This window comes from Anabaena catenula FACHB-362 (genome assembly GCF_014698735.1).
Taxonomy (GTDB): Bacteria; Cyanobacteriota; Cyanobacteriia; order Cyanobacteriales; family Nostocaceae; genus Anabaena; species Anabaena variabilis_A.
Genome location: NZ_JACJTQ010000031.1, coordinates 1 through 19,156, shown reverse-complemented (window position 1 = coordinate 19,156; position 19,156 = coordinate 1). Strand labels below are relative to the sequence as shown.

The window sequence follows — 19,156 nt, the reverse complement described above, 5'->3', positions numbered from 1 at the left end:
ACCTATTCGTCTTCTTCCAATGACTCACGAGAAAGTGATTCATAGGTGGGTCTGGGTGGAGTGCGACGGGCGGCTTGGTCTGCCATCAAATCAACTTCCACATCTAGAGAACTGCCATCTGCTTGGGTTTCTACCTTGTGGACAGCAATATCTAAACCCAAAGATTGCAACTCGCGCATCAATACCTTGAACGATTCTGGAGTTCCCGGACGAGGGATGGCTTTGCCCTTGACAATGGCGTTGAGGGCTTCATTGCGCCCTTGCATATCGTCGGATTTGACAGTTAACAACTCTTGCAAAGTGTAAGCTGCTCCAAAAGCCTCCAGGGCCCACACTTCCATTTCTCCAAATCTTTGACCACCTTGTTGAGCTTTACCGCCCAGAGGTTGTTGAGTCACCAGAGAATAGGGGCCTGTGGAACGGGCATGGATTTTGTCATCGACTAAATGCACCAGCTTCAGCATATAAGCTACACCCACGGTAATGGGTCGGTCAAAGGGTTCCCCGGTGCGACCGTCATAAACCATGATTTTGCCAGGATTGTCGGGGTTGTAGACCCAGTCTTTGCTGGTTTCGTCTCTGGCTTCTTGGAGTTTGCCGTGAACAATGCGGCGGGAAGATTCCTCACCATACATTTCATCAAAGGGAGTAATCTTGAATCTGACCCCTAGGTTATGGCCTGCCCAACCTAACAAACATTCAAACACCTGACCGACATTCATCCGGCTGGGTACACCCAAGGGATTGAGGACTATATCCACAGGGGAACCGTCGGGTAGGTAGGGCATATCTTCGGCAGGGAGAATGCGAGAAATAATGCCTTTGTTGCCATGTCGCCCTGCCATTTTGTCGCCGACTTGGATCTTGCGTTTTTGGGCCACATATACCCGCACGACCATGTTTGCCCCTGGGGGTAGTTCGTCACCTTGTTCTCTGGTGAACAACCGCACATCGACTACCCGACCTTTTTCGCCGTTGGGAACTCGCAGGGAGTTGTCACGGACATCACGGGCTTTTTCACCAAAGATGGCACGGAGAAGTTTTTCTTCTGGGGGTTGGTCAGATTCACCTTTGGGGGTGACTTTTCCCACGAGAATGTCTCCAGCTTCTACCCATGCACCAATGCGAATTATGCCTTGTTCATCTAATTGTCTGAGGGCATCTTCGCCGACGTTGGGAATTTCTCTGGTGATTTCTTCCGGGCCGAGTTTGGTTTGTCGGGCTTCGATTTCATATTTTTCGATATGGATAGAAGTGTAGATATCGTCTTGCACCAAGCGCTCGGAAATCAAAATCGCGTCTTCGTAGTTGTAGCCTTCCCAAGGCATATAAGCCACGACGATGTTTTGTCCTAGTGCTAGTTCTCCCCCTTCTGTAGAGGAACCATCGGCTAAAACCTGACCAGCTACGACTTTTTCCCCTGTTCTCACCAATGGTTTTTGGTTCAGGCAGGTGTCTTGGTTGGAACGTTGGTATTTGGAAAGAACGTATCTAATCTCTTTGGGGGGGGAAGAAGATGACGTGATGGGGAGACGGGGAGAGGGGGAGAAAGTGTCTCCTAATTTCACATTTTTCTCCGTGTCCCCTTGTCCCCGTGTAAGAGTGTCTTCTTTTTCCTGTTCCCTGACTCTGACTCGAATTTCTGCGGCATCGACATAGACCACATCGCCATCGGTGCGGGAAACTATCACCATGCCGGAGTCTCTCGCGCCCTGGGCTTCTAAACCTGTGCCGACGAGGGGGCGTTCTGGTTTGAGCAGGGGAACTGCCTGACGTTGCATATTGGAACCCATCAGCGCTCGGTTTGCGTCGTCATGTTCCAAGAAGGGAATCATGCTGGTGGCGACTGAGACTATCTGGACTGGGGAAACTGCCACATAGTCTACTTGTTCAGGTGTGGTAGTTGCCCAATCTTGGCGATAGCGGACTGGAACTTGGGGGCCTTTGATGTAGCCGTTTTCGTCTAGGGGAATGTCACCTGTGGCTGTTCTCAGGTCGTCTTCTTCGTCGGCGGTCATGTATACCGGCTGGACATCAAACCGCACACGACCGTTTTCTACTGGTCTAAAGGGTGTTTCTAAAAAGCCGTATAGATTAACACGGGCATGGGTAGCCAGGGAACCGATCAGTCCGGCGTTGGGGCCTTCTGGAGTTTCAATGGGGCAGATGCGTCCGTAGTGGCTAGGGTGAATATCTCGCACTGCAAAGCCGGCTCTTTCTCTGGTTAATCCTCCAGGGCCTAGGGCGCTGAGTCGGCGTTTGTGGGTCAGTTCCGCCAGGGGATTGGTCTGATCCATAAACTGGCTGAGTTGGCTAGAACCAAAGAACTCTTTGATGGCTGCTACTAGGGGCTTGGGGTTAACTAGAGAGGCAGGGGTGAGGACTTCGGCATCGGATACGGTCATCCGTTCTCGAATGATGCGCTCTAGGCGGTTTAAGCCGACTCTGACTTGGTTTTGCAGCAGTTCACCGACACTTCTAACTCGGCGATTTCCCAGGTGGTCAATGTCGTCTATGTTGCCGATGTCATATTCTAGGTTAATGAGATAATCGACTGCGGCTAAGATATCCCCCGGTGTCAACACGCGCATGGTGTCGGGGACGGATAATCGCAATTTTTTGTTGAGTTTGTACCGACCAACTCGTCCTAGGTCATAGCGTTTAGGGTCAAAGAAGCGAGAATCTAAAAGTTGCTGCCCACCTAAGACTGTTGGTGGTTCACCTGGACGCAGTTTGCGATACAATTCCATCAGGGCTTCTTCTTCGGAGAACTGCCCTTCTTTTTCGATGGTTTTTTGGAAATATTCTGGGTGACGCAGAGCGTCAAAGATTTCGTTGTCTGATAAACCTAGGGCTTTGAGTAGTACTTGTGCCGATAGTTTGCGGGTTTTGTCGATGCGTACCCACACCAAATCGTTACGGTCTGTTTCAAATTTCAGCCATGCACCCCGGTTAGGAATTAAGCTGGCTGAATATGTTCTTCGTCCGTTTTTATCAATTTCTGATTTGTAGTAAACTCCAGGACTCCGCACTATTTGGTTGACGATGACTCGCTCTGCGCCGTTGATAATAAACGTACCGCGATCAGTCATCAAGGGCAAATCGCCAATGAATACTTCTTGTTCTTTGATATCCCCGGTTTCTTTGTTCAGTAAGCGTGTGGGGACATACATCTGTACTGCGTAGGTGCTATCCCGCCGTTTGGATTCTTCGACGCTATACTTTGGTTCTTTGAGTTTGTAGTTGTTTCCTAAAAAGTGCAGTTCTAGTTTGCCAGTGTAGTCTGTAATTGGGCTAAAGGAGTTTAACTCTTCTATTAGCCCTTCTTCTAAAAACCAGCGGAAGCTTGAACGCTGGATTTCAATCAAGTCGGGTAACAGAAAGGCTGGTTCCATATATGTTTCGTTAGTCATGCCTCTACCTTTGTCAACCTGGTTAAACTACCTTGGAATTAATTCTTAATTCGTGATTCGTAATTTGTAATTTCTCTTCAATTACGAATTACGTTCGCGGAGATTGCCGTAGGCTCTATTATTCAGTTATGAATTACTACGGGGGTAATCACCCTTGATTTGGAAGCAATAAGCTACAAGATACCTCTATAGGCAATTATTTCCACTCTCGGACTATGGTTGAGATACTCTTGATTTTGATTTGCTTTTCTCACTTCCCCTCCAAATGGAGCGTTGATTAATCTGCGCTGGTTCACTTTCTTTGTGTCTTTATAAGACCTCATCTATACTCACAGTGAGATCCCAAATCTGAATAATCCGCGAGATACGGATCTGAATCAGGATGGATTTATTTGGCTGGATTTTACTCACAAGGCTATTACGTTTAAGAATTTTCTATCTATAGGTTCAATACACAAAAATCCACTGCTGCACACAAGTCCCGATTAACTTTTAGGTGGCCACGGTTGGTTATCTACTGAGAGCATCCGCTTGTAGAGATAGATATATGCCCGTATAATTTCGGATTTTATCTGGAGAAATATCACAAATCTTTCATCACGACGGTCAAGTTAATAACAGCGTTTAATAATTAGCTCTCTGAGAATTTACAAATTCTTTCCTTTACCATTATGGCGCAAGTAAAATGTTTTGGAGGGAATAATACTAGCACATTTTTGTCTTCCTCAGTCTGATTTTTTATCAGCCTGCTACAAAATAGTCAGAAGAAAGCAAGGGGGATTGCTTTCTTTAATGCTGAATGAGCCAAGGGCTACAGACCAAATTTGATCTTACTCTATAAGGACAGACGGAATAGTTGGCAAGCATTTTCGGTAGTTTGATATGCAATTGTCTCTACAGTTTCCCCCCGCAACTTAGCTAATTGCTCCGCTACATGACGGACATAGGAAGGTTCATTGCGTTTTTCGCCTCGTTTGGGTACGGGAGCCAGAAAAGGGCAATCTGTTTCAATTAATAGGCGATCGCTACTTACCATAACAGCGGATGCTTGTATGGATTTAGCTTTATTAAAGGTTACTGTCCCACTAAAGCTGATGTAGAAGCCTAAATCAAGGAACCATTGGGTTTCTTCTGGCGTTCCACCCCAACAATGCATCACACCCCGCACTCTTTCTCCTTGACTATTTCGCCATTTTTGCAATACTTCTTTCATCGCCACTGCTGCGTCACGACAATGGATGATCACTGGTAAATTCAGTTCGGATGCGATCGCCAGTTGCTCCTCAAATACTATGATCTGTTGCTCATAGTTATTTGCTTTGTAAAAATCCAGTCCCATTTCCCCTATTGCTACAATTTTGGCATCAGATCTAGCCAGAAATTTGATTTTCTCTGCTGTTTCTTGGTGCCATTTGGCTGCATCTAGAGGATGTAAGCCTACAGAAAAACTGAGTTCAGGATACTGATGGGCTATGGATTGAATACTGGCAAACTCTTCAGGGTGAACACAGGAATGGACTAAACGTACTACTCCTGCTTCTTGCCAACGCGATCGCACAGTTGCTAAATCTGGCTGAAAAAGGTCAAAGTTGAGATGTACGTGGGTGTCTATCAGTTGCATGATTTGTCAGTTGTCAGGTTGCTACTGAACTCTTGACTACACGTTGAGTGGTTTTAGTCTGTGAGCTAATGTTGACTTTTTCCTAGACCCGTTGTTGGGATGAAGCACACCCCGCTTCACAGCTTTATCAATTTTGCTGTAAGCCTCGGACATCCGGGCATCCACCGCTTGTTTTAATTCTGGGGTAGGATTAGCTTTATAGACTTCCACAGCACTAAAGTACTTTTTCATCAGCGTCTTTACCGCTGATTTGTATGCTTTGTTACGCAGTCGGTTACGTTCTGCGATTTCGGCGCGCTTAAGAGCAGATTTTGTATTCGCCACAGTCAATCCCAAAAAGACTATTAATATGTACACACACTACTAGGCTTACTAGTATAGCATCCAAATTGCCAATGTTATAATTTCTGCAAAAAATCTCACAAACAATCTCAAATTGCCATAAGATATAGCAGCGACAACGAAAAGGGTAAAGGTTTTGTCTTGCCCCCAGAACCGACAAGTACCGAATAAATATGGGAAACAGAACAAAACCCTCAACCCCATATGCTGATTTGTGGTCAGAGAATTAACAAAGTCTTCAACTGTAGCGCCTTTTTTAAAATGTGTGAAAAAAGCAGATAACTACTTTTGAGTGCCGTGATAAAATGGTTATTGTAGAAATACCAAGAGATTGAAGGGCTGTGTAAAGAGTCAGACAAGCTCCCATCCGCTAGACTAACAAGCTGGCAGGAATAAAAAAGTCGCTTTTGAGCAAATCATCTGTTGGCAAATCTGGGAGTATCAAAAAAATCCAGGTTAAGCTAGAGAAGAGGGTTAGAATAAGCTTTATCCCCTAGTGGGTCAAGAGCAAAACTAATTCTCAAGCAGAAATATTTATAGTTTTGGCATTGTCCTTACTCCATGCTGCGAATTATTACTCAGCAGGCAGACGTTAGCGCAGAACTGCAACGGATCTGTGAACGTCTCCGACGCGCCGAAGGCGATCGCACCCACGATGAACAATTGCTTCACAAAGAAGCAACGGTGCGGGAAGTGTTGCAAGCAGTGAAACGCCAAGGCGACAAAGCTGTATTGCATTACACTGCCGAATTTGACAACCAAACCCTGAAGCCTGAAGAATTGAGGGTTACAGGTTCAGAACTGGATGCAGCCTACCAACAGGTATCGAAAGATTTGCTCCAGGCGATTCGGCTGGCCAGCAGTCAAATTGAAGCATTTCACCGACAGCGAGTACCAAAAAGCTGGGTACACTTTGGCGATGATGAAGTAGTGCTGGGCAAACGCTATACCCCTGTAGACAGGGCGGGGTTATACGTACCCGGTGGTCGCGCCTGCTATCCAAGTACAGTGCTGATGAATGCGATTCCAGCCAAAGTAGCTGGTGTACCCCGTGTGGTGATGGTAACACCACCTGGCGCAGGCAAGGCGATTAATCCAGCAGTGTTAGTGGCAGCCCAAGAAGCAGGGGTACAAGAAATTTATCGCGTTGGAGGCGCTCAAGCGATCGCGGCCTTAGCCTATGGTACAGAAACGATTCCCAAAGTGAATGTGATTACTGGCCCTGGTAACATCTATGTCACCTTAGCTAAAAAATTAGTCTATGGAACAGTGGGTATTGATTCATTAGCAGGACCAAGCGAAGTGCTGATTATTGCTGATGAAACAGCCAATCCTGCCCATGTTGCGGCGGATTTATTGGCACAAGCTGAACATGATCCAATGGCGGCAGCAATTTTGTTGACAACAGATGCTGGTTTGGCAAAAAAAGTCCAATTAGCCGTAGATAGACAATTAGTAGATCACCCCCGACGGATAGACACAGAAAAAGCGATCGCTCATTATGGCTTAATTGTTGTAGTTGAATCCCTGGCAGCAGCAGCAGAACTCTCAAATGAATTTGCGCCTGAACACCTAGAATTAGAAGTTAAAGATCCTTGGTCTTTAATGTCTCAGATTCGTCATGCTGGCGCAATCTTCCTGGGTTACTCAACACCAGAAGCCGTAGGTGACTATTTGGCAGGGCCTAACCATACCTTACCAACCTCCGGTGCTGCCCGTTACGCTTCTGCCTTGGGTGTAGAAACTTTTCTCAAGCATTCTAGTATTATACAATACTCAGCAACCGCATTGCAAAACGTTGCTGGTGCAATTGACGTACTAGCTAACACTGAAGGGTTGCCCTCCCATGCTGAATCAGTAAGACGACGAGTTGAAGAGTGATTTAGAAGGCATATTTTTTCCTTAATGCACTTGACAAAAGTTACTCCTTAGTTAGTGGTGCTATGTCTGTGATTTTAATAAACTAAAGTAAGGCTCACATTTGGGAAATTAGTTGGTGTTAACACCAATGAAAATCCCTGTGTGATGATTTTAGGGGTCTACTTTTGAGGATAAAAAAGCGGTGTTAAAAACTATTTTAGTAGCTCTGGATGGTTCGGAAATTGCAGATCGAGTAATTCAGACTTTAGATGATTTGGTGCTGTCATCAAACACCAAAGTTATTCTTTGTCATGTATTTCCTACAGCAGAGTCAGAAATAGAATTACCCGCTGATCGTCCTCACCCAGAATCACCCAATGTTTCTTATTTCCACATTGAAAAGCATCTGCAATCCTACCAAGAAAAGTTGCCAGTCAAAAGTGAACTAGAACTTGTAAATGGTGATCCTGCCGATGAAATTGTACGACTAGCTAATATTTATAAAGTAGACTTAGTTGTGATTGGTAGTCGTGGTTTAACTGGGATGAAGAGAATTGTTCTGGGTTCTGTTAGCACTCAAGTCATGGAAGAAGCTAATTGTTCGGTATTGGTGGTAAAACCAGGTAAGTAATTTAAAAATTAGGATTTGATATTTTTTGACTTTATTGAAGTTGACATAGTTGTCTTTTTGAAAAAATTAGGTAGTGAAAAGTAACCGTTTAGGGGGGGTAAGAGAGTGAGGAGGGAAGCCACTGCGTTGCACGGGTTTCCCACCCTGATTATGCTTTATTAAGGGAACACCAAAAAATAAATTACCCAAAAATCGTAGGGTGGATTAGCGCAGCGTAACCCACCCTACAAATTGGGGATTTTTCTATTTGGAAGTCCCTAAAGTTTTCAACTTAGTTAATCAAAAATTAGTAACCGTCACACTCAGCCCAGAATCAAGCCGAGGAACCTTTAAATACTCAACTGGTTCAGCATTTTGACTCATTGGATCGTTGACTGATGGACATGGTTGAAAAAAAGTGTCTGGATTGTTGATGTACTTCAGAGGGTCAATTTTTTTGCATTCTGGATCGCTTACCCTGAAACCTGAATCGGCACTGAATTCAGAGACATTATTCCACTTACTGTTAATTGTAGCTGGTTCAGTCACTAAATCTGCCGCCTGATTGCGTTGATTTGTGATAGCAGACACAGGTTTCGGTTTAGCATCAGCACGGGGAGTGATAGCGATGCCTGCGGCTGAGATTGCACCAATCACAATGGCTAAGGTGAAAAGAGAAAATTTCATAATTCACTTGATTAAGATTTAAGACTAGTGAAAAACTTACAATTAGCTAAGTGTAAATATTGAATATGCCAGATTAGTTTAAACCATATTGCCAGTTTGGGATTGCCAGTTTGGGCTGGAACGGATCAGGTTGGGCGCTATTTTATTTTTCAAACTCCATTAAACTTTAAAATTCTTAATCCCACTATCTTCCTCCTATTGCTGACAGAAGTCCCATAATCCAATAGGCTATTCTAAAGTGGCAATTTTACACAAGCGTCATATTTAAGCCTATTTTACCCTATTTTAGTTTTGACTAAACTTTTGCAAGTAGGGTGAGGGGTAAGGTTTAGAGATGTTGGCATGATTCTCAACGTGACAACGTGCAAAATTTTCTTACACACAATCATCACTCAGTCTTCTATAACAATCTGTAACGAAAAATGCCTCTTAAAATTGTTCAGAACTTTGATAGTAGTTTTACACTCGCACCTGAAGCTAAAGAAACTCTGTTTAAATTATTAACGGGTGAATCATTCTTAAGCCAAATTTGTCAAAATTTGCAATGGGAAAAAGTAGAATTTACAGAACTGCTTTTTCAGCCAATTCCCTACAGTTTAGAGACACCTAAAGGGATGCCCGCAGAATTTGAACAATATCATGTATCTAGTGAATACACCATCATTAATATACCACCTAACTTTATGTTTAATGCGAAAATTTTCCGACCTAGCCGCCTTTGTGCAATTTACAAAAAAATTGCTTAACAAAGCAATCATGAAAATATATTTTGCTTCAAGAGTAGGTCACAAAAAAATGATCCAATTTTGTGGGGTATGTCGAAAAGCCTGATATTGAATTTGGACGCTGATCAAAGCCAATTTTAAAATAAGTAATTGGATATTGTTTATTTAAAAGTTTCCAATTCCAATTACACCCATGAAGAGTAAATTTTGAATTTCCATTATGACTACTGAAACAAATATTCCTACTTTAGCCAGTTTAGAATATGTAACTTACATCGATGAAAATGGTGAATTACCAGAGAATTTTAATGGCAAAATAGGAGTCTACGCTATTTTCGATCAAGAAAAAAATCTCCAATTTGTAGGTTATTCCCGCGACGTTTATCTTAGTCTCAAGCAGCATTTAGTCCGTCAACCCAAACATTGTTATTGGGTGAAAGTACAAACTATTGAGCGTCCTAACCGCACAATTTTAGAAAATATTGAAACTGCTTGGATTGATGAGAATGGAAGTATTGATTTGAGAAATGTAGAAAATAAAGAAAAATGGACTAATCCTATTAATGCGAAAGAACTAATGACAACCGAAGAACAAACTAATTATCTAAATCAACTCATAGATGATATAGATAAAATTAAACTTATTAAAAATGTGGCGCGGCGAGTTGAAGCAGAAATTTTAGCCGTATTAACAGCACGAGGTGTAAAAACTCAAATTCGCTTTAATCCTAAATTAAAAGAACAAGGATTACTGGATTTGAAATAAGGATAAACTCAAATTTGGGTGAATTAGGAATATTTTCCCAACTGAACAATTTAAATTAACCGAAGTTTTGATTTTTATGAACCCATTGGCGGCAAATATCAGAAAAACTACGGTAAGCTGGATACATGAACTACGAAATAGCCCGTAAACTACTCATAGACCAAACAACGGACGATGACAAATCAGATGCGTTGTTAAATCATCTAAAACAAGGAAAACTACCTGTACCAGGTCAAATTACCTCAATATTATTAGCCTTAAAAGTGGTGTTTGAAACCCTGAAAGAAAGTCCTAGCTTAGATAAAGAACTAGCATTTGCCTTATATAAATTAGGTATTAAAGCTTTGCAGTTATTTGCTGCCGGACGCAAAGCAGGTGTTGACTGGCCACCACTACTTAAAGAAGATTTGCAACGCATTTCTCTAGCAGCAGAAAGTATCTTTTCCGGCACATGGGAAACCCTACCCGCTGGAAGTAAGCTAAAGGATGAAGGATGAAGCAGCTAAAGAAAATACTGGGTTTATCCTTCAAACTTTTTACTTTTAACGGGTTCTGAGTTCTGCTTCTAACTTATCCAAGTCAGATTTAAGAAAAACTGTGATTTGACCACTTAAAGCCTTACCTTGCCTGGGTTGAGCAATTTCTACCCAATAGGCATAGCGATCGCCTAGCCGTAATTCTCCCTTCAATGCCTCTCGGATTGGGGTTTTTGCCAAACGTGCCTGATTAATTGCACTTTGGTTAGGATACTGGTAAACCACTTGGGCGCGATTATAGTCTTGGTAAACATCCAAGCTATAAATTACCCGCAAAGATTCCTGAAGACGCTGAAGTGTCACACCATTAACACCATCATACATACTCATCCGCTCAGTACGAATTGTGCTGCGGTCTTTAGTAAATGAGACCTTACCCGGAGGTAATACGGACGCTTGAAAAGTGAATCTTTGGGCGGCGGTATCACTTTTACTGACAAACAATCGCTCCCCACTTCTAGGACGAAGCGTCGAATGGGCTTGAATCCAGGTTGTTACTTCTTCTGTACTTTCTCCTGGTAACGCCTTAGCCAGAGAATTTAAGAGTATTTCCCCCGATAACCAAGGAATTAGAGAAAAAGGCAAAATTAAAAAGTTACGCAGAGATTTTTTTAGCATTTTCTGATTTAGGAATGACATTACAATTCCCCATTGGGAGTGAACAACAACGGGTTAACCATAGTTTTCCCAAGTTTTCCATAGCATTAAACTTTATCTCAAGATTGATATTTTCGTCAGGGCGGCAAAGCTAAAATAATCACCACTAACAGGGTAGCATTGCTACCTTAATTACCTGACGTGCTTTCATATCAGCAAAAACTTGTTCTAAATCTTTTAATGGCCGCTGTTCACTAATTAGTAACTCAAAAGGAATCTTCCTACTAGCGATGAGTGACAATGCAGCCCGTACATATTCAGGTGTATTGTGAAATACACCTTTTAGGGTTAATTCACTATAATGTAGCTTTTCCGTATTTACAGTAATTGTTGTATCTTTGGGACAGCCACCAAATAAATTTACAGTCGCACCAGGACGGGCGCAAGCGATCGCTATTTCCCACACACTCGGAACGCCCGTAGCCTCTATCACCACATCCGCACCCCAGCCTTCAGTTAATGCCTGAACTACACCAGGAATATCCGCCACTTGATGATAATTAAAAGTTTGGGATGCACCCAATTTTTTGCCAATTTCTAGCCTTTGGTCATTACCTCCCCACAGCAAAACCTCTGCTTTTGCCGCTAAAACCGCCACAAACATCAGCCCAATTGCCCCATCTCCCAAGACAACTACCCGGTCTTGAGGTTTGACTTGAGAACGGGCTACCCCATGCAATACACAGGCTAGAGGTTCCGTCATTGCTGCCAATGCAAAGGGTAACTCATCGGGAAGCCGCAACATATTCTGCTGCACAATCGGTGCGGGAATTTTCAGATATTCGGCAAAAGTGCCATTATTCCATGTCAAATTTGGACAAAGGGAATATTCTTGACGTTGACAAAAAAAACATTTCATGCATGGGGCAGAATTATTCGCGACAATGCGATTTCCAACCTGCCAATTAGTTACACCAGTACCCACAGCCACAATTGTTCCCGCAGCCTCATGACCAAATAACGTAGGGGGAGTCAACATTTTCGCATGGCCACCACGTCGCCAGACCTTTAAATCCGTACCACAAGTAGTAGCTGCCCCTACCTGAATTACCACTTCCCCCTCTGCTGGAATTGGTTCAGGGACTTGTTCTAGGCGTAAATCTTCCTGTCCATAAAGTAAAGCTGCTAACAAAGCTGTTCACCCAAGAATGAAGCTGCCAACTGATTTTACAAAAAAACGCGCCAACTATGAAATTCTCCCCTGTCCGCTACGGTAGATTACGACATTCGTGAAGTACAGCAGGAAAGAATTAACCGCACATAGAAGAGGATTGGACGCAGATAAATTTGTACCTGACTCTTTTAAGAAACAGTACCGAGTACCGAGTGTGGGGAGTAAAGTACTCAAGAAAATTTTGTTTCTTTCATTCATAGCGAGCGGCAGCGCCGCTTGTGCAGTTGCTACTAAGAAACGCTATGATATCTGTCTTACCTTCTTAAATTCAGCAATGCGTTTTGGGAAAATCCCTGTAAACCGAATCAAAAAATGATTTTCCTCAACAGCCGATTTTTTCATGACTTTGGCATAAATATCTGGTGCTTCCGTAGACAGTGCTGTTTCTGTTAATAACTTAAGTTTGAGATTACTTAATAGCTGTAAATCCAAGTTAGAGCGTAGTTGTGCGCCGTTATCTGACAGTCCAACGATTGCACCTGTAAATATTTTGCCATCTACGTGTTTGCCATGTAAAACAATAAATTCAACAGGTAATTCTTCACTTAAAATATCTATATTTTCATTAATTTTTGGCAAAAATAGATTATATTTTGCACCAATACCACCTATTTCATAAACAGTGATGGGATGTTTTATGCCTTTGGGTTCTACCTGTAATTGATTATCAATTCTCAAATCAATATTGGCATCTTTCCAAGTATGCTCAGAAATGAGAATCTGTCCTCCCACCGTATATGATTCAATCCGAGCAGCTAAATTCACATGACTGCCAATAACTGTGTATTCAGCGCGTTTTTGGGAACCAATATTTCCAGCTACAACTTCACCTGTATTAATGCCAATTCCCATTTCTAGAATTGGGAGATTCATTTGCTGATTTTTTGCATTTACCTGTTGCATAGCCAACTGCATAGCCACAGCACAAGCGATCGCTCTTTGAGAATCATCTTCACGACTAATAGGCGCACCAAACATCACCAAAATCCCATCGCCCATAAAATCATTAATCGTACCTTTGTGCTGATTAATCACATCTGTCATCACTTCCAGATAAAGATTCAGAATTTTCACCACCTGTTCAGGGGGAAATTCTTCCGAAATTGCCGAAAATCCTCTAACATCAGACACTAGAATTGTGACTTTTCTGCGTTCTCCTCCTAGCTTCAAACCGGAAGGAGTTTCTATTAAATTAGCGACCACTTCTTCTGTGAGGTAACGCCCAAAGGTTTTTTGCAGACTGGCAGCACTATGGGCAATATACTGAGTAATAGCTATGGTCGCTCCTGCTAATCCTAAAGCTGGTGGCACTATAGGAATCCACCATCCAACTAAAAACCCCAAGAAGCAGCAACCCATTAAAGCAGTACCAGCTACAGAAATGCTGACAGTAATCAAAAAGATATTGTGGCGTTGCTGCCAAGATAATATAGCGCCAATAGTTGACCACAGCAAAATCCACAGCCATTCAAAAGGCTCATTTCCAGACTTAATTAGTGGACGACCATCTAGAGCCGAACTCAAAATTTGACTAGTTAAATTAGCATGAATTGTTACACCTGCCATCCGTTCTGGCGCGGCAAAGACTTTACTACTGTAGGGTGTAAAAAAAATATCTCTCAAACTCTCCGCAGTTGAACCAATTATTACTACCTTTCCCCGCATCAAATCTGGTTCAATACTGTTTTCTAGAACTGCGGTGAGGGAAACTTTGGTAAACTGCTTGATCCGTCCCCGGTAGTTCAATAGTACTTGGTAGCTGCCGGCATTTACCCCGACATAACCACCATCATTAGCTTGGAATCGGGGAAAAATCCCCTTACCTAATTGTAAGTAATTTGGGTTAGTGGTAGCCTCTTTCTCTGTAATTCCATCAGATGCTAAATACGATAATGCTAGTTTCAGACTAAAACTTTCTATGAAATTATCATCATCTGAAAACAGGTAGAGCATTCCTCGACGAACTTTACCATCTCCATCTATAGGTACATCATTTCCCCCTACTTGCTGACGTTGCTTCAATATAGGTGGTGGTTCCACGGGCGAACTATCAACGCTCTCAAGAACTTTTTGCACTCCTATCAAATTGGGGGTAGACTCAAATACCTTCACCAAGTCTTGATGACCAGGATTGACAACTAAGTTGCGATAAATATCTAAACCGATCGCTCTGGGTTGTTGTTGCTTAATCTTATTTAATAAGCTGGCAAGTACGCCATCAGAAATAGGCCAACGCTTCTGTTTTTTGATATCTGCTTCATTAATTTCAACTATAACTATGCGGTTATCAACTGGCTCTTGTGGACGAAGCAAAAAAAATTGATCCAAGGCTGTCAATTCTAGAGACTGAAGCAATCCACTCAAGCGTAAGGCGATCACAATAAATGTGACATTGGGAACAGCAATTAAAACCCCACGCCATTCCCATATTCGCTGTTTCAGCTTTTCCCACATAACAGTCAGTTATTCATTCTTGGTCTGACAAGAATCGAGTAATGGCTCAGATAGGATGTCATTTAATCCCACTGATGTCAATAATTGTCTCCAATTTAGCTTGACTACTAAGTCATTTGGCTGAGTACAGCGTAACTCTACTGAAGTAGTCAGAGCTTCATGCCAAATACCGGATTCTGCGTAGATAGTTGGTAGTTGGCGTGCGGTTGCTTTGTCCAGGGCATCTGATAAGGGTAAGTCTGCTTGGATACGTTCTACCAAACCCTCTACATAAGGATTGTTACTAGAGTCTTCACCATCACAAATTATTGTTAGATACCAGCGGTAAGCTTTACCTACGGGTAATTCAGGTGTATTTTTAGGTAGGGTAAAGCTAAAAATTCCTGGTTGTTCGGGAAGCTTTATATCTGTTTCATAAAATGGTTGTTCATCTCCATTTGTCTCGATAGTAAACTGGGCGGTTTTGACTGGGAGAGTAGACACAGACCAATAAAATGTAGGATGCCCATTTAAAGTCAGCCCTAATTTATCGGCAGGGATTAAGGGAGTTATTTCTTGTTTGCCTTGGAGACATGAGGCACTACGGGTGGCAGCACCAACTGTTGGGGGATTTAGATCTTTTCCTCTTTGCGGCTTAAATTTCTGACTAATTTGCCAAGTTTTTGGTGTTGGGTGTGACTGAGCTAACACTGATGCCGTGGTAGTATACGCAGTTAAAGAAACCATCAGTAAACACAAAGATGCCTGGAGCCATTTCATGATTATTTACCCCTTGATTATTGTTTGATACTCCCCTACTTAGATTTGAAAGTATTTTGAAAGTATTTTTAACTCATTAAGAGTCTATAACTTTCCACTAGTTTCACCAACTGCATATTATGGAATACAGCGTAATCTTAATGTTTTACGAACCAGCCTTGATTCTTTGATAATTTTTTATATACAAGGGTTAAAATCTTGCAGACGTAAATTTTCTGAGGGAGAGTTCCCTCTTATAGTCTCAAATTGATTACTCAGTCACAAAATTTCAATTACTTAAAGCGATCGCGGCATTTTGTCCACCAAAGCCAAAACTCAAGCAGAGTATCCGCTGCATTTCACTATCTCTTGCTGTTGTGACGAAATTTAAATCAAATTCTGGTTGCTGCAAACCCACGCAAGGTGGAAACTTTTTATACTTTAAACCCATGAGCGAAAAAGCCACACCCAAGGCTGCTGATGCTCCTAATGTATGCCCTGTAGCACCTTTGGTGGAACTAATGGCTACTTCAGGGGTAAACAATTGCTGAATTACCTGGCTTTCTATATGGTCATTGAGGAGAGTAGCTGTACCATGAGCATGAATGTAGTCTATATCTGCTGGCGTTAAGCTACTACGTTCTAAACATTGCTTGATGGCTGCGATCGCACTCTTGCCTTCTGGTTCGGGCTTGTTAGCATGATATCCGTCTGCCGTCAAGCCAAAACCGAGAATTTCCCCATAAATCTTGGCTTGGCGTTGCTTTGCCAATTCCGCAGATTCGAGGACAAATACAGCCCCACCTTCACCTAGTACTAAGCCTTCTCGGTGTAAATCAAAAGGATAAGCGCCTGTTTTTGCCAAAGCACCCATTTGCTGAAATCCAGAGATGGTGAGCGGTGTAATGGGTGCTTCTAATGCACCAGCGATCGCTCGTTGATATTGCCCAGTTTTAATCCCAAAAGCGGCTTGAGAAATTGCCCAAATTCCTGTAGAACAAGCCGCCATTGGTGCTAACACAGTCCCTGTTGCCCCGATTTTTCTGGCTACAGCGATCGCATTCATGTGCGGTAAGGTATTCAACCAATTTTCTAAATTTAAAGGTTTTTGGCAGGCATTTTGACCATACATCTGCTGTGCCAACTGCTCCCAATCTGATTGATAACTACGACTAGAACCAATTACCACAGCGCAGTCAGGTAGAGGTGCGATTAATTGGGCATCTCGCAAAGCAGAAGTAACAACCATCTGAGTCAGCGTATTCAAATCAGATGGTTGTTGAGCAATTAAGCCTAAAGGAATTATGCCCAGTTCTGGAAAAGGTTGATGTAATTTAATGCCCGTTTTACCCGCTAACAAATTTTGCCAGCTATCTTCTAAGCTTTTGCCTAAAGCGGAAACTAAACCAATACCAGTAACAACAACCTTCACACAATTCGTAATTCGTAGTTCCTAATTCGTAATTTTTAGGGCGTATTGCAATACGCCCCTATTTACTACTGAGGAGTTTTCAGGTTTTCTGCACCTTGGGTGACTTTAGCAGAATCGATGGTATCGCCCTGCTCGATTTTGTTAACTACATCAAAGCCTTCGGTGACATGGCCAAATACAGCATAGCTACCATCTAAGAATCCCTGATCCGCTAGGGTAAAGTAAAACTGAGAAGAAGCTGAATCAGGCATTTGCGATCGCGCCATTGCTACCGCTCCTTGCTTATGCTGTAACTCAGGCTGCTCAGTAATAGTCTTACCGTAAATGGGGTCTTTCGCACCTTTTGGCTTAATTTCTAAGGGTATACGGCGTTCAGTCCCAATTTTGGGGTCTATATAGCCACCAGTTCCATTTCCTTTAGGATCACCACCTTGAGCCACAAACGGTTGAGGTTCACGCACAACGCGATGAAATTTCAACCCGTCATAAACACCCTTCTGCACTAAATCAACGAAGTTGCCAGCAGTGATTGGCGCATTAGTACCATCTACTTCGATGGTAATTGGTGAGCCTTTAACTGTCATCACCACAGTAGCTTTACCTTCGAGCCGTGGTAAATCTTTCATTCCCGGAATACTCTCACTACTAGTTTCTGATACTTTTGTTGCTTCAGTAGTTGACTTGGGGCTTGCCTCAGTTGCCTTTGAGGTAGCTGTCGAAGAGGGAGATGTATTAGAAGCTACGTTCTCTGCTGAACATCCCCCCAACATCAGACCACCAATCATCAACAGAGCAACCAAAAATTGTGAAAATTTTAATCGCATTGCCAGTTACTGACTCAACCAGAGTATCTTAGCTTCTCTTGGCAATTTTAGATTTTGGATTTTAGATTTTAGCTTGAAAATTCTCATAGTCATGCTATTGCATAGGGTTAAAACAATAGATGGCATCAGAATTTTGTGTTCTCAGAAGGTAGATTTTCGATTTACCATCAATCCGAAACCTGATCCAAAATCCAAAATCTAAAGTCTAAAATTTACAATCCTTCTAAAGGTACTGCCAAAAATCTTGCCAACTCAGCACCTTGAGTTTCCAAATCAGCTAAAGATAATGGTTGACCTACGCGTGTCAGGGGGATGTCTCTTCGTCCCTTAACTCTTAGATAAAGTGCGCGTTGGGGATTTAAACCTTCTTTAATAGAGATACGCACAGATTGCACATCTTGGATGCGATTTTCAATCTCAATTTGGCGGTTTTTACCAGGAAAACCCCAGCGGAAGATTTTGAATTTGCCAGTTTCCTGATTAAATTCGTTGTACCCCCCACCAACATCCCATAAAATCACTAACCACAGGTATGAAGCTAACAGCACGCCAGCTGTACCGTATAACCCCATTACCAATCCTTGAGGGACAAAAATCAGTTGAGTTGCATCAGTGACTATGAGTAAATTAACTTTGAGATAGCTGGAGATACCAGCCAGCAAAAAACCACTTGCTCCCAAAGTAACGATAGTTGCCCACCAGTAGTTGCTAAACCGACGAGAACCGAGAACGTTTTGATGCAAGAGGCTATCGCCTTTATTAATCGTTGTTGATGCCGTCATGGAACTACCTTGGCCTGTGAGATATTCTCTCTCAAAGTCTGCCACTTGAGCAGTGTGTATTGCAAGTTGTAAGATTATGAGAAAATCTGTGTCAAATTGTTAAAATTCTGATATTCATATATTTATATAGTTTTAAATACCTGATTACCTTCCACGTCTACAGCACAAACCCTGACGAATGTGGTAAGTTAAGAATCATTAAGTTACTACAAGCTAGATTACTAGTGACTGGTACGTGTTAATGGCATAATCCTGAGAAATACCCAACTACTCACGTTGTGAATTCTCAGCATTTTAGCTGCTTGTAAAGGGCTAAGAGTGTCAAAAAAAACGTTGAATTCCTCGCGGCAGTTGCTCATGGGATTTGATTCCCAGATTGCACAGCCTTGAAAACGTGGCAATTTTAGTAAAAAAGAGGATTGTAGTTCAATGACCATCGCAGTTGGACGCGCCCCGAGTAGAGGGTGGTTTGACGTATTAGACGACTGGTTAAAGCGCGATCGCTTCGTATTCGTAGGTTGGTCAGGAATATTAC

General features: G+C 42.5%; 16 protein-coding genes. 5 read left to right on the top strand and 11 right to left on the bottom strand.

What is annotated here, in order from left to right:
* Positions 1-2: 2 nt before the first annotated feature.
* The 3 genes from rpoB to rpsT form a co-directional block, all read right to left on the bottom strand.
* The gene (gene rpoB, locus H6G68_RS18390; protein WP_190907943.1) at positions 3-3,413 is read right to left on the bottom strand and encodes a DNA-directed RNA polymerase subunit beta; all 3,411 of its coding nucleotides are present in this window, start codon (positions 3,411-3,413) and stop codon (positions 3-5) included.
* Positions 3,414-4,248: 835 nt separating this feature from the next.
* On the bottom strand, positions 4,249-5,034 hold the full coding sequence (locus tag H6G68_RS18385) for a TatD family hydrolase (protein WP_190907942.1): 786 nt from the start codon (positions 5,032-5,034) through the stop codon (positions 4,249-4,251).
* 36 nt (positions 5,035-5,070) lie between these two features.
* Positions 5,071-5,358 (bottom strand): 30S ribosomal protein S20, encoded by a 288-nt coding sequence (rpsT, locus tag H6G68_RS18380; RefSeq protein ID WP_127053404.1) that lies wholly within the window; start codon positions 5,356-5,358, stop codon positions 5,071-5,073.
* 579 nt (positions 5,359-5,937) lie between these two features.
* Here rpsT and hisD point away from each other — a divergent pair.
* Together hisD and H6G68_RS18370 are read left to right on the top strand one after the other, a co-directional pair.
* Positions 5,938-7,257 carry a histidinol dehydrogenase gene (gene hisD / locus H6G68_RS18375; protein WP_190907941.1) on the top strand — a complete coding sequence of 440 codons (1,320 nt, stop codon included), beginning with the start codon at positions 5,938-5,940 and terminating at the stop codon, positions 7,255-7,257.
* Positions 7,258-7,438: 181 nt separating this feature from the next.
* Positions 7,439-7,867: a universal stress protein gene (locus H6G68_RS18370; protein WP_190713219.1), complete on the top strand. Its 429-nt coding sequence runs from the start codon at positions 7,439-7,441 to the stop codon at positions 7,865-7,867.
* Positions 7,868-8,146: 279 nt separating this feature from the next.
* On the opposite strand, the gene H6G68_RS18365 is transcribed toward H6G68_RS18370, so the two are convergent.
* Positions 8,147-8,533, bottom strand: a complete 387-nt coding sequence (locus H6G68_RS18365) for a hypothetical protein (RefSeq protein WP_190907940.1) — start codon at positions 8,531-8,533, stop codon at positions 8,147-8,149.
* A gap of 422 nt (positions 8,534-8,955) precedes the next feature.
* On the opposite strand from H6G68_RS18365, the gene H6G68_RS18360 reads away from it, so the two are divergent.
* The 3 genes from H6G68_RS18360 to H6G68_RS18350 all read left to right on the top strand — a co-directional run bounded on the left by H6G68_RS18360 (position 8,956) and on the right by H6G68_RS18350 (position 10,521).
* A complete protein-coding gene (locus H6G68_RS18360; RefSeq protein WP_190907939.1) occupies positions 8,956-9,279 on the top strand; it encodes a hypothetical protein in 324 nt (107 codons plus the stop codon).
* Between the two features lie 199 nt (positions 9,280-9,478).
* The gene (locus tag H6G68_RS18355; protein ID WP_190907938.1) at positions 9,479-10,024 is read left to right on the top strand and encodes a GIY-YIG nuclease family protein; all 546 of its coding nucleotides are present in this window, start codon (positions 9,479-9,481) and stop codon (positions 10,022-10,024) included.
* 125 nt (positions 10,025-10,149) lie between these two features.
* Positions 10,150-10,521, top strand: a complete 372-nt coding sequence (locus H6G68_RS18350; protein WP_127053398.1) for a Dethiobiotin synthetase — start codon at positions 10,150-10,152, stop codon at positions 10,519-10,521.
* Between the two features lie 45 nt (positions 10,522-10,566).
* On the opposite strand, the gene H6G68_RS18345 is transcribed toward H6G68_RS18350, so the two are convergent.
* The 7 genes from H6G68_RS18345 to H6G68_RS18315 all read right to left on the bottom strand — a co-directional run bounded on the left by H6G68_RS18345 (position 10,567) and on the right by H6G68_RS18315 (position 18,621).
* On the bottom strand, positions 10,567-11,178 hold the full coding sequence (locus tag H6G68_RS18345; protein ID WP_190907937.1) for a hypothetical protein: 612 nt from the start codon (positions 11,176-11,178) through the stop codon (positions 10,567-10,569).
* A gap of 145 nt (positions 11,179-11,323) precedes the next feature.
* Positions 11,324-12,349 carry a zinc-dependent alcohol dehydrogenase gene (locus H6G68_RS18340; RefSeq protein WP_190907936.1) on the bottom strand — a complete coding sequence of 342 codons (1,026 nt, stop codon included), beginning with the start codon at positions 12,347-12,349 and terminating at the stop codon, positions 11,324-11,326.
* A 282-nt stretch (positions 12,350-12,631) separates the two neighbouring features.
* Positions 12,632-14,845 carry a CHASE2 domain-containing protein gene (locus H6G68_RS18335; protein ID WP_190907935.1) on the bottom strand — a complete coding sequence of 738 codons (2,214 nt, stop codon included), beginning with the start codon at positions 14,843-14,845 and terminating at the stop codon, positions 12,632-12,634.
* A 9-nt stretch (positions 14,846-14,854) separates the two neighbouring features.
* Positions 14,855-15,604 (bottom strand): DUF928 domain-containing protein, encoded by a 750-nt coding sequence (locus H6G68_RS18330; RefSeq protein ID WP_190907934.1) that lies wholly within the window; start codon positions 15,602-15,604, stop codon positions 14,855-14,857.
* Between the two features lie 268 nt (positions 15,605-15,872).
* The gene (locus H6G68_RS18325; protein ID WP_190907933.1) at positions 15,873-17,015 is read right to left on the bottom strand and encodes a beta-ketoacyl-ACP synthase; all 1,143 of its coding nucleotides are present in this window, start codon (positions 17,013-17,015) and stop codon (positions 15,873-15,875) included.
* 65 nt (positions 17,016-17,080) lie between these two features.
* Positions 17,081-17,839: a peptidylprolyl isomerase gene (locus tag H6G68_RS18320; protein WP_190907932.1), complete on the bottom strand. Its 759-nt coding sequence runs from the start codon at positions 17,837-17,839 to the stop codon at positions 17,081-17,083.
* 212 nt (positions 17,840-18,051) lie between these two features.
* On the bottom strand, positions 18,052-18,621 hold the full coding sequence (locus tag H6G68_RS18315) for a photosystem I assembly protein Ycf4 (RefSeq protein WP_190907931.1): 570 nt from the start codon (positions 18,619-18,621) through the stop codon (positions 18,052-18,054).
* Between the last annotated feature and the right edge of the window lie 535 nt (positions 18,622-19,156).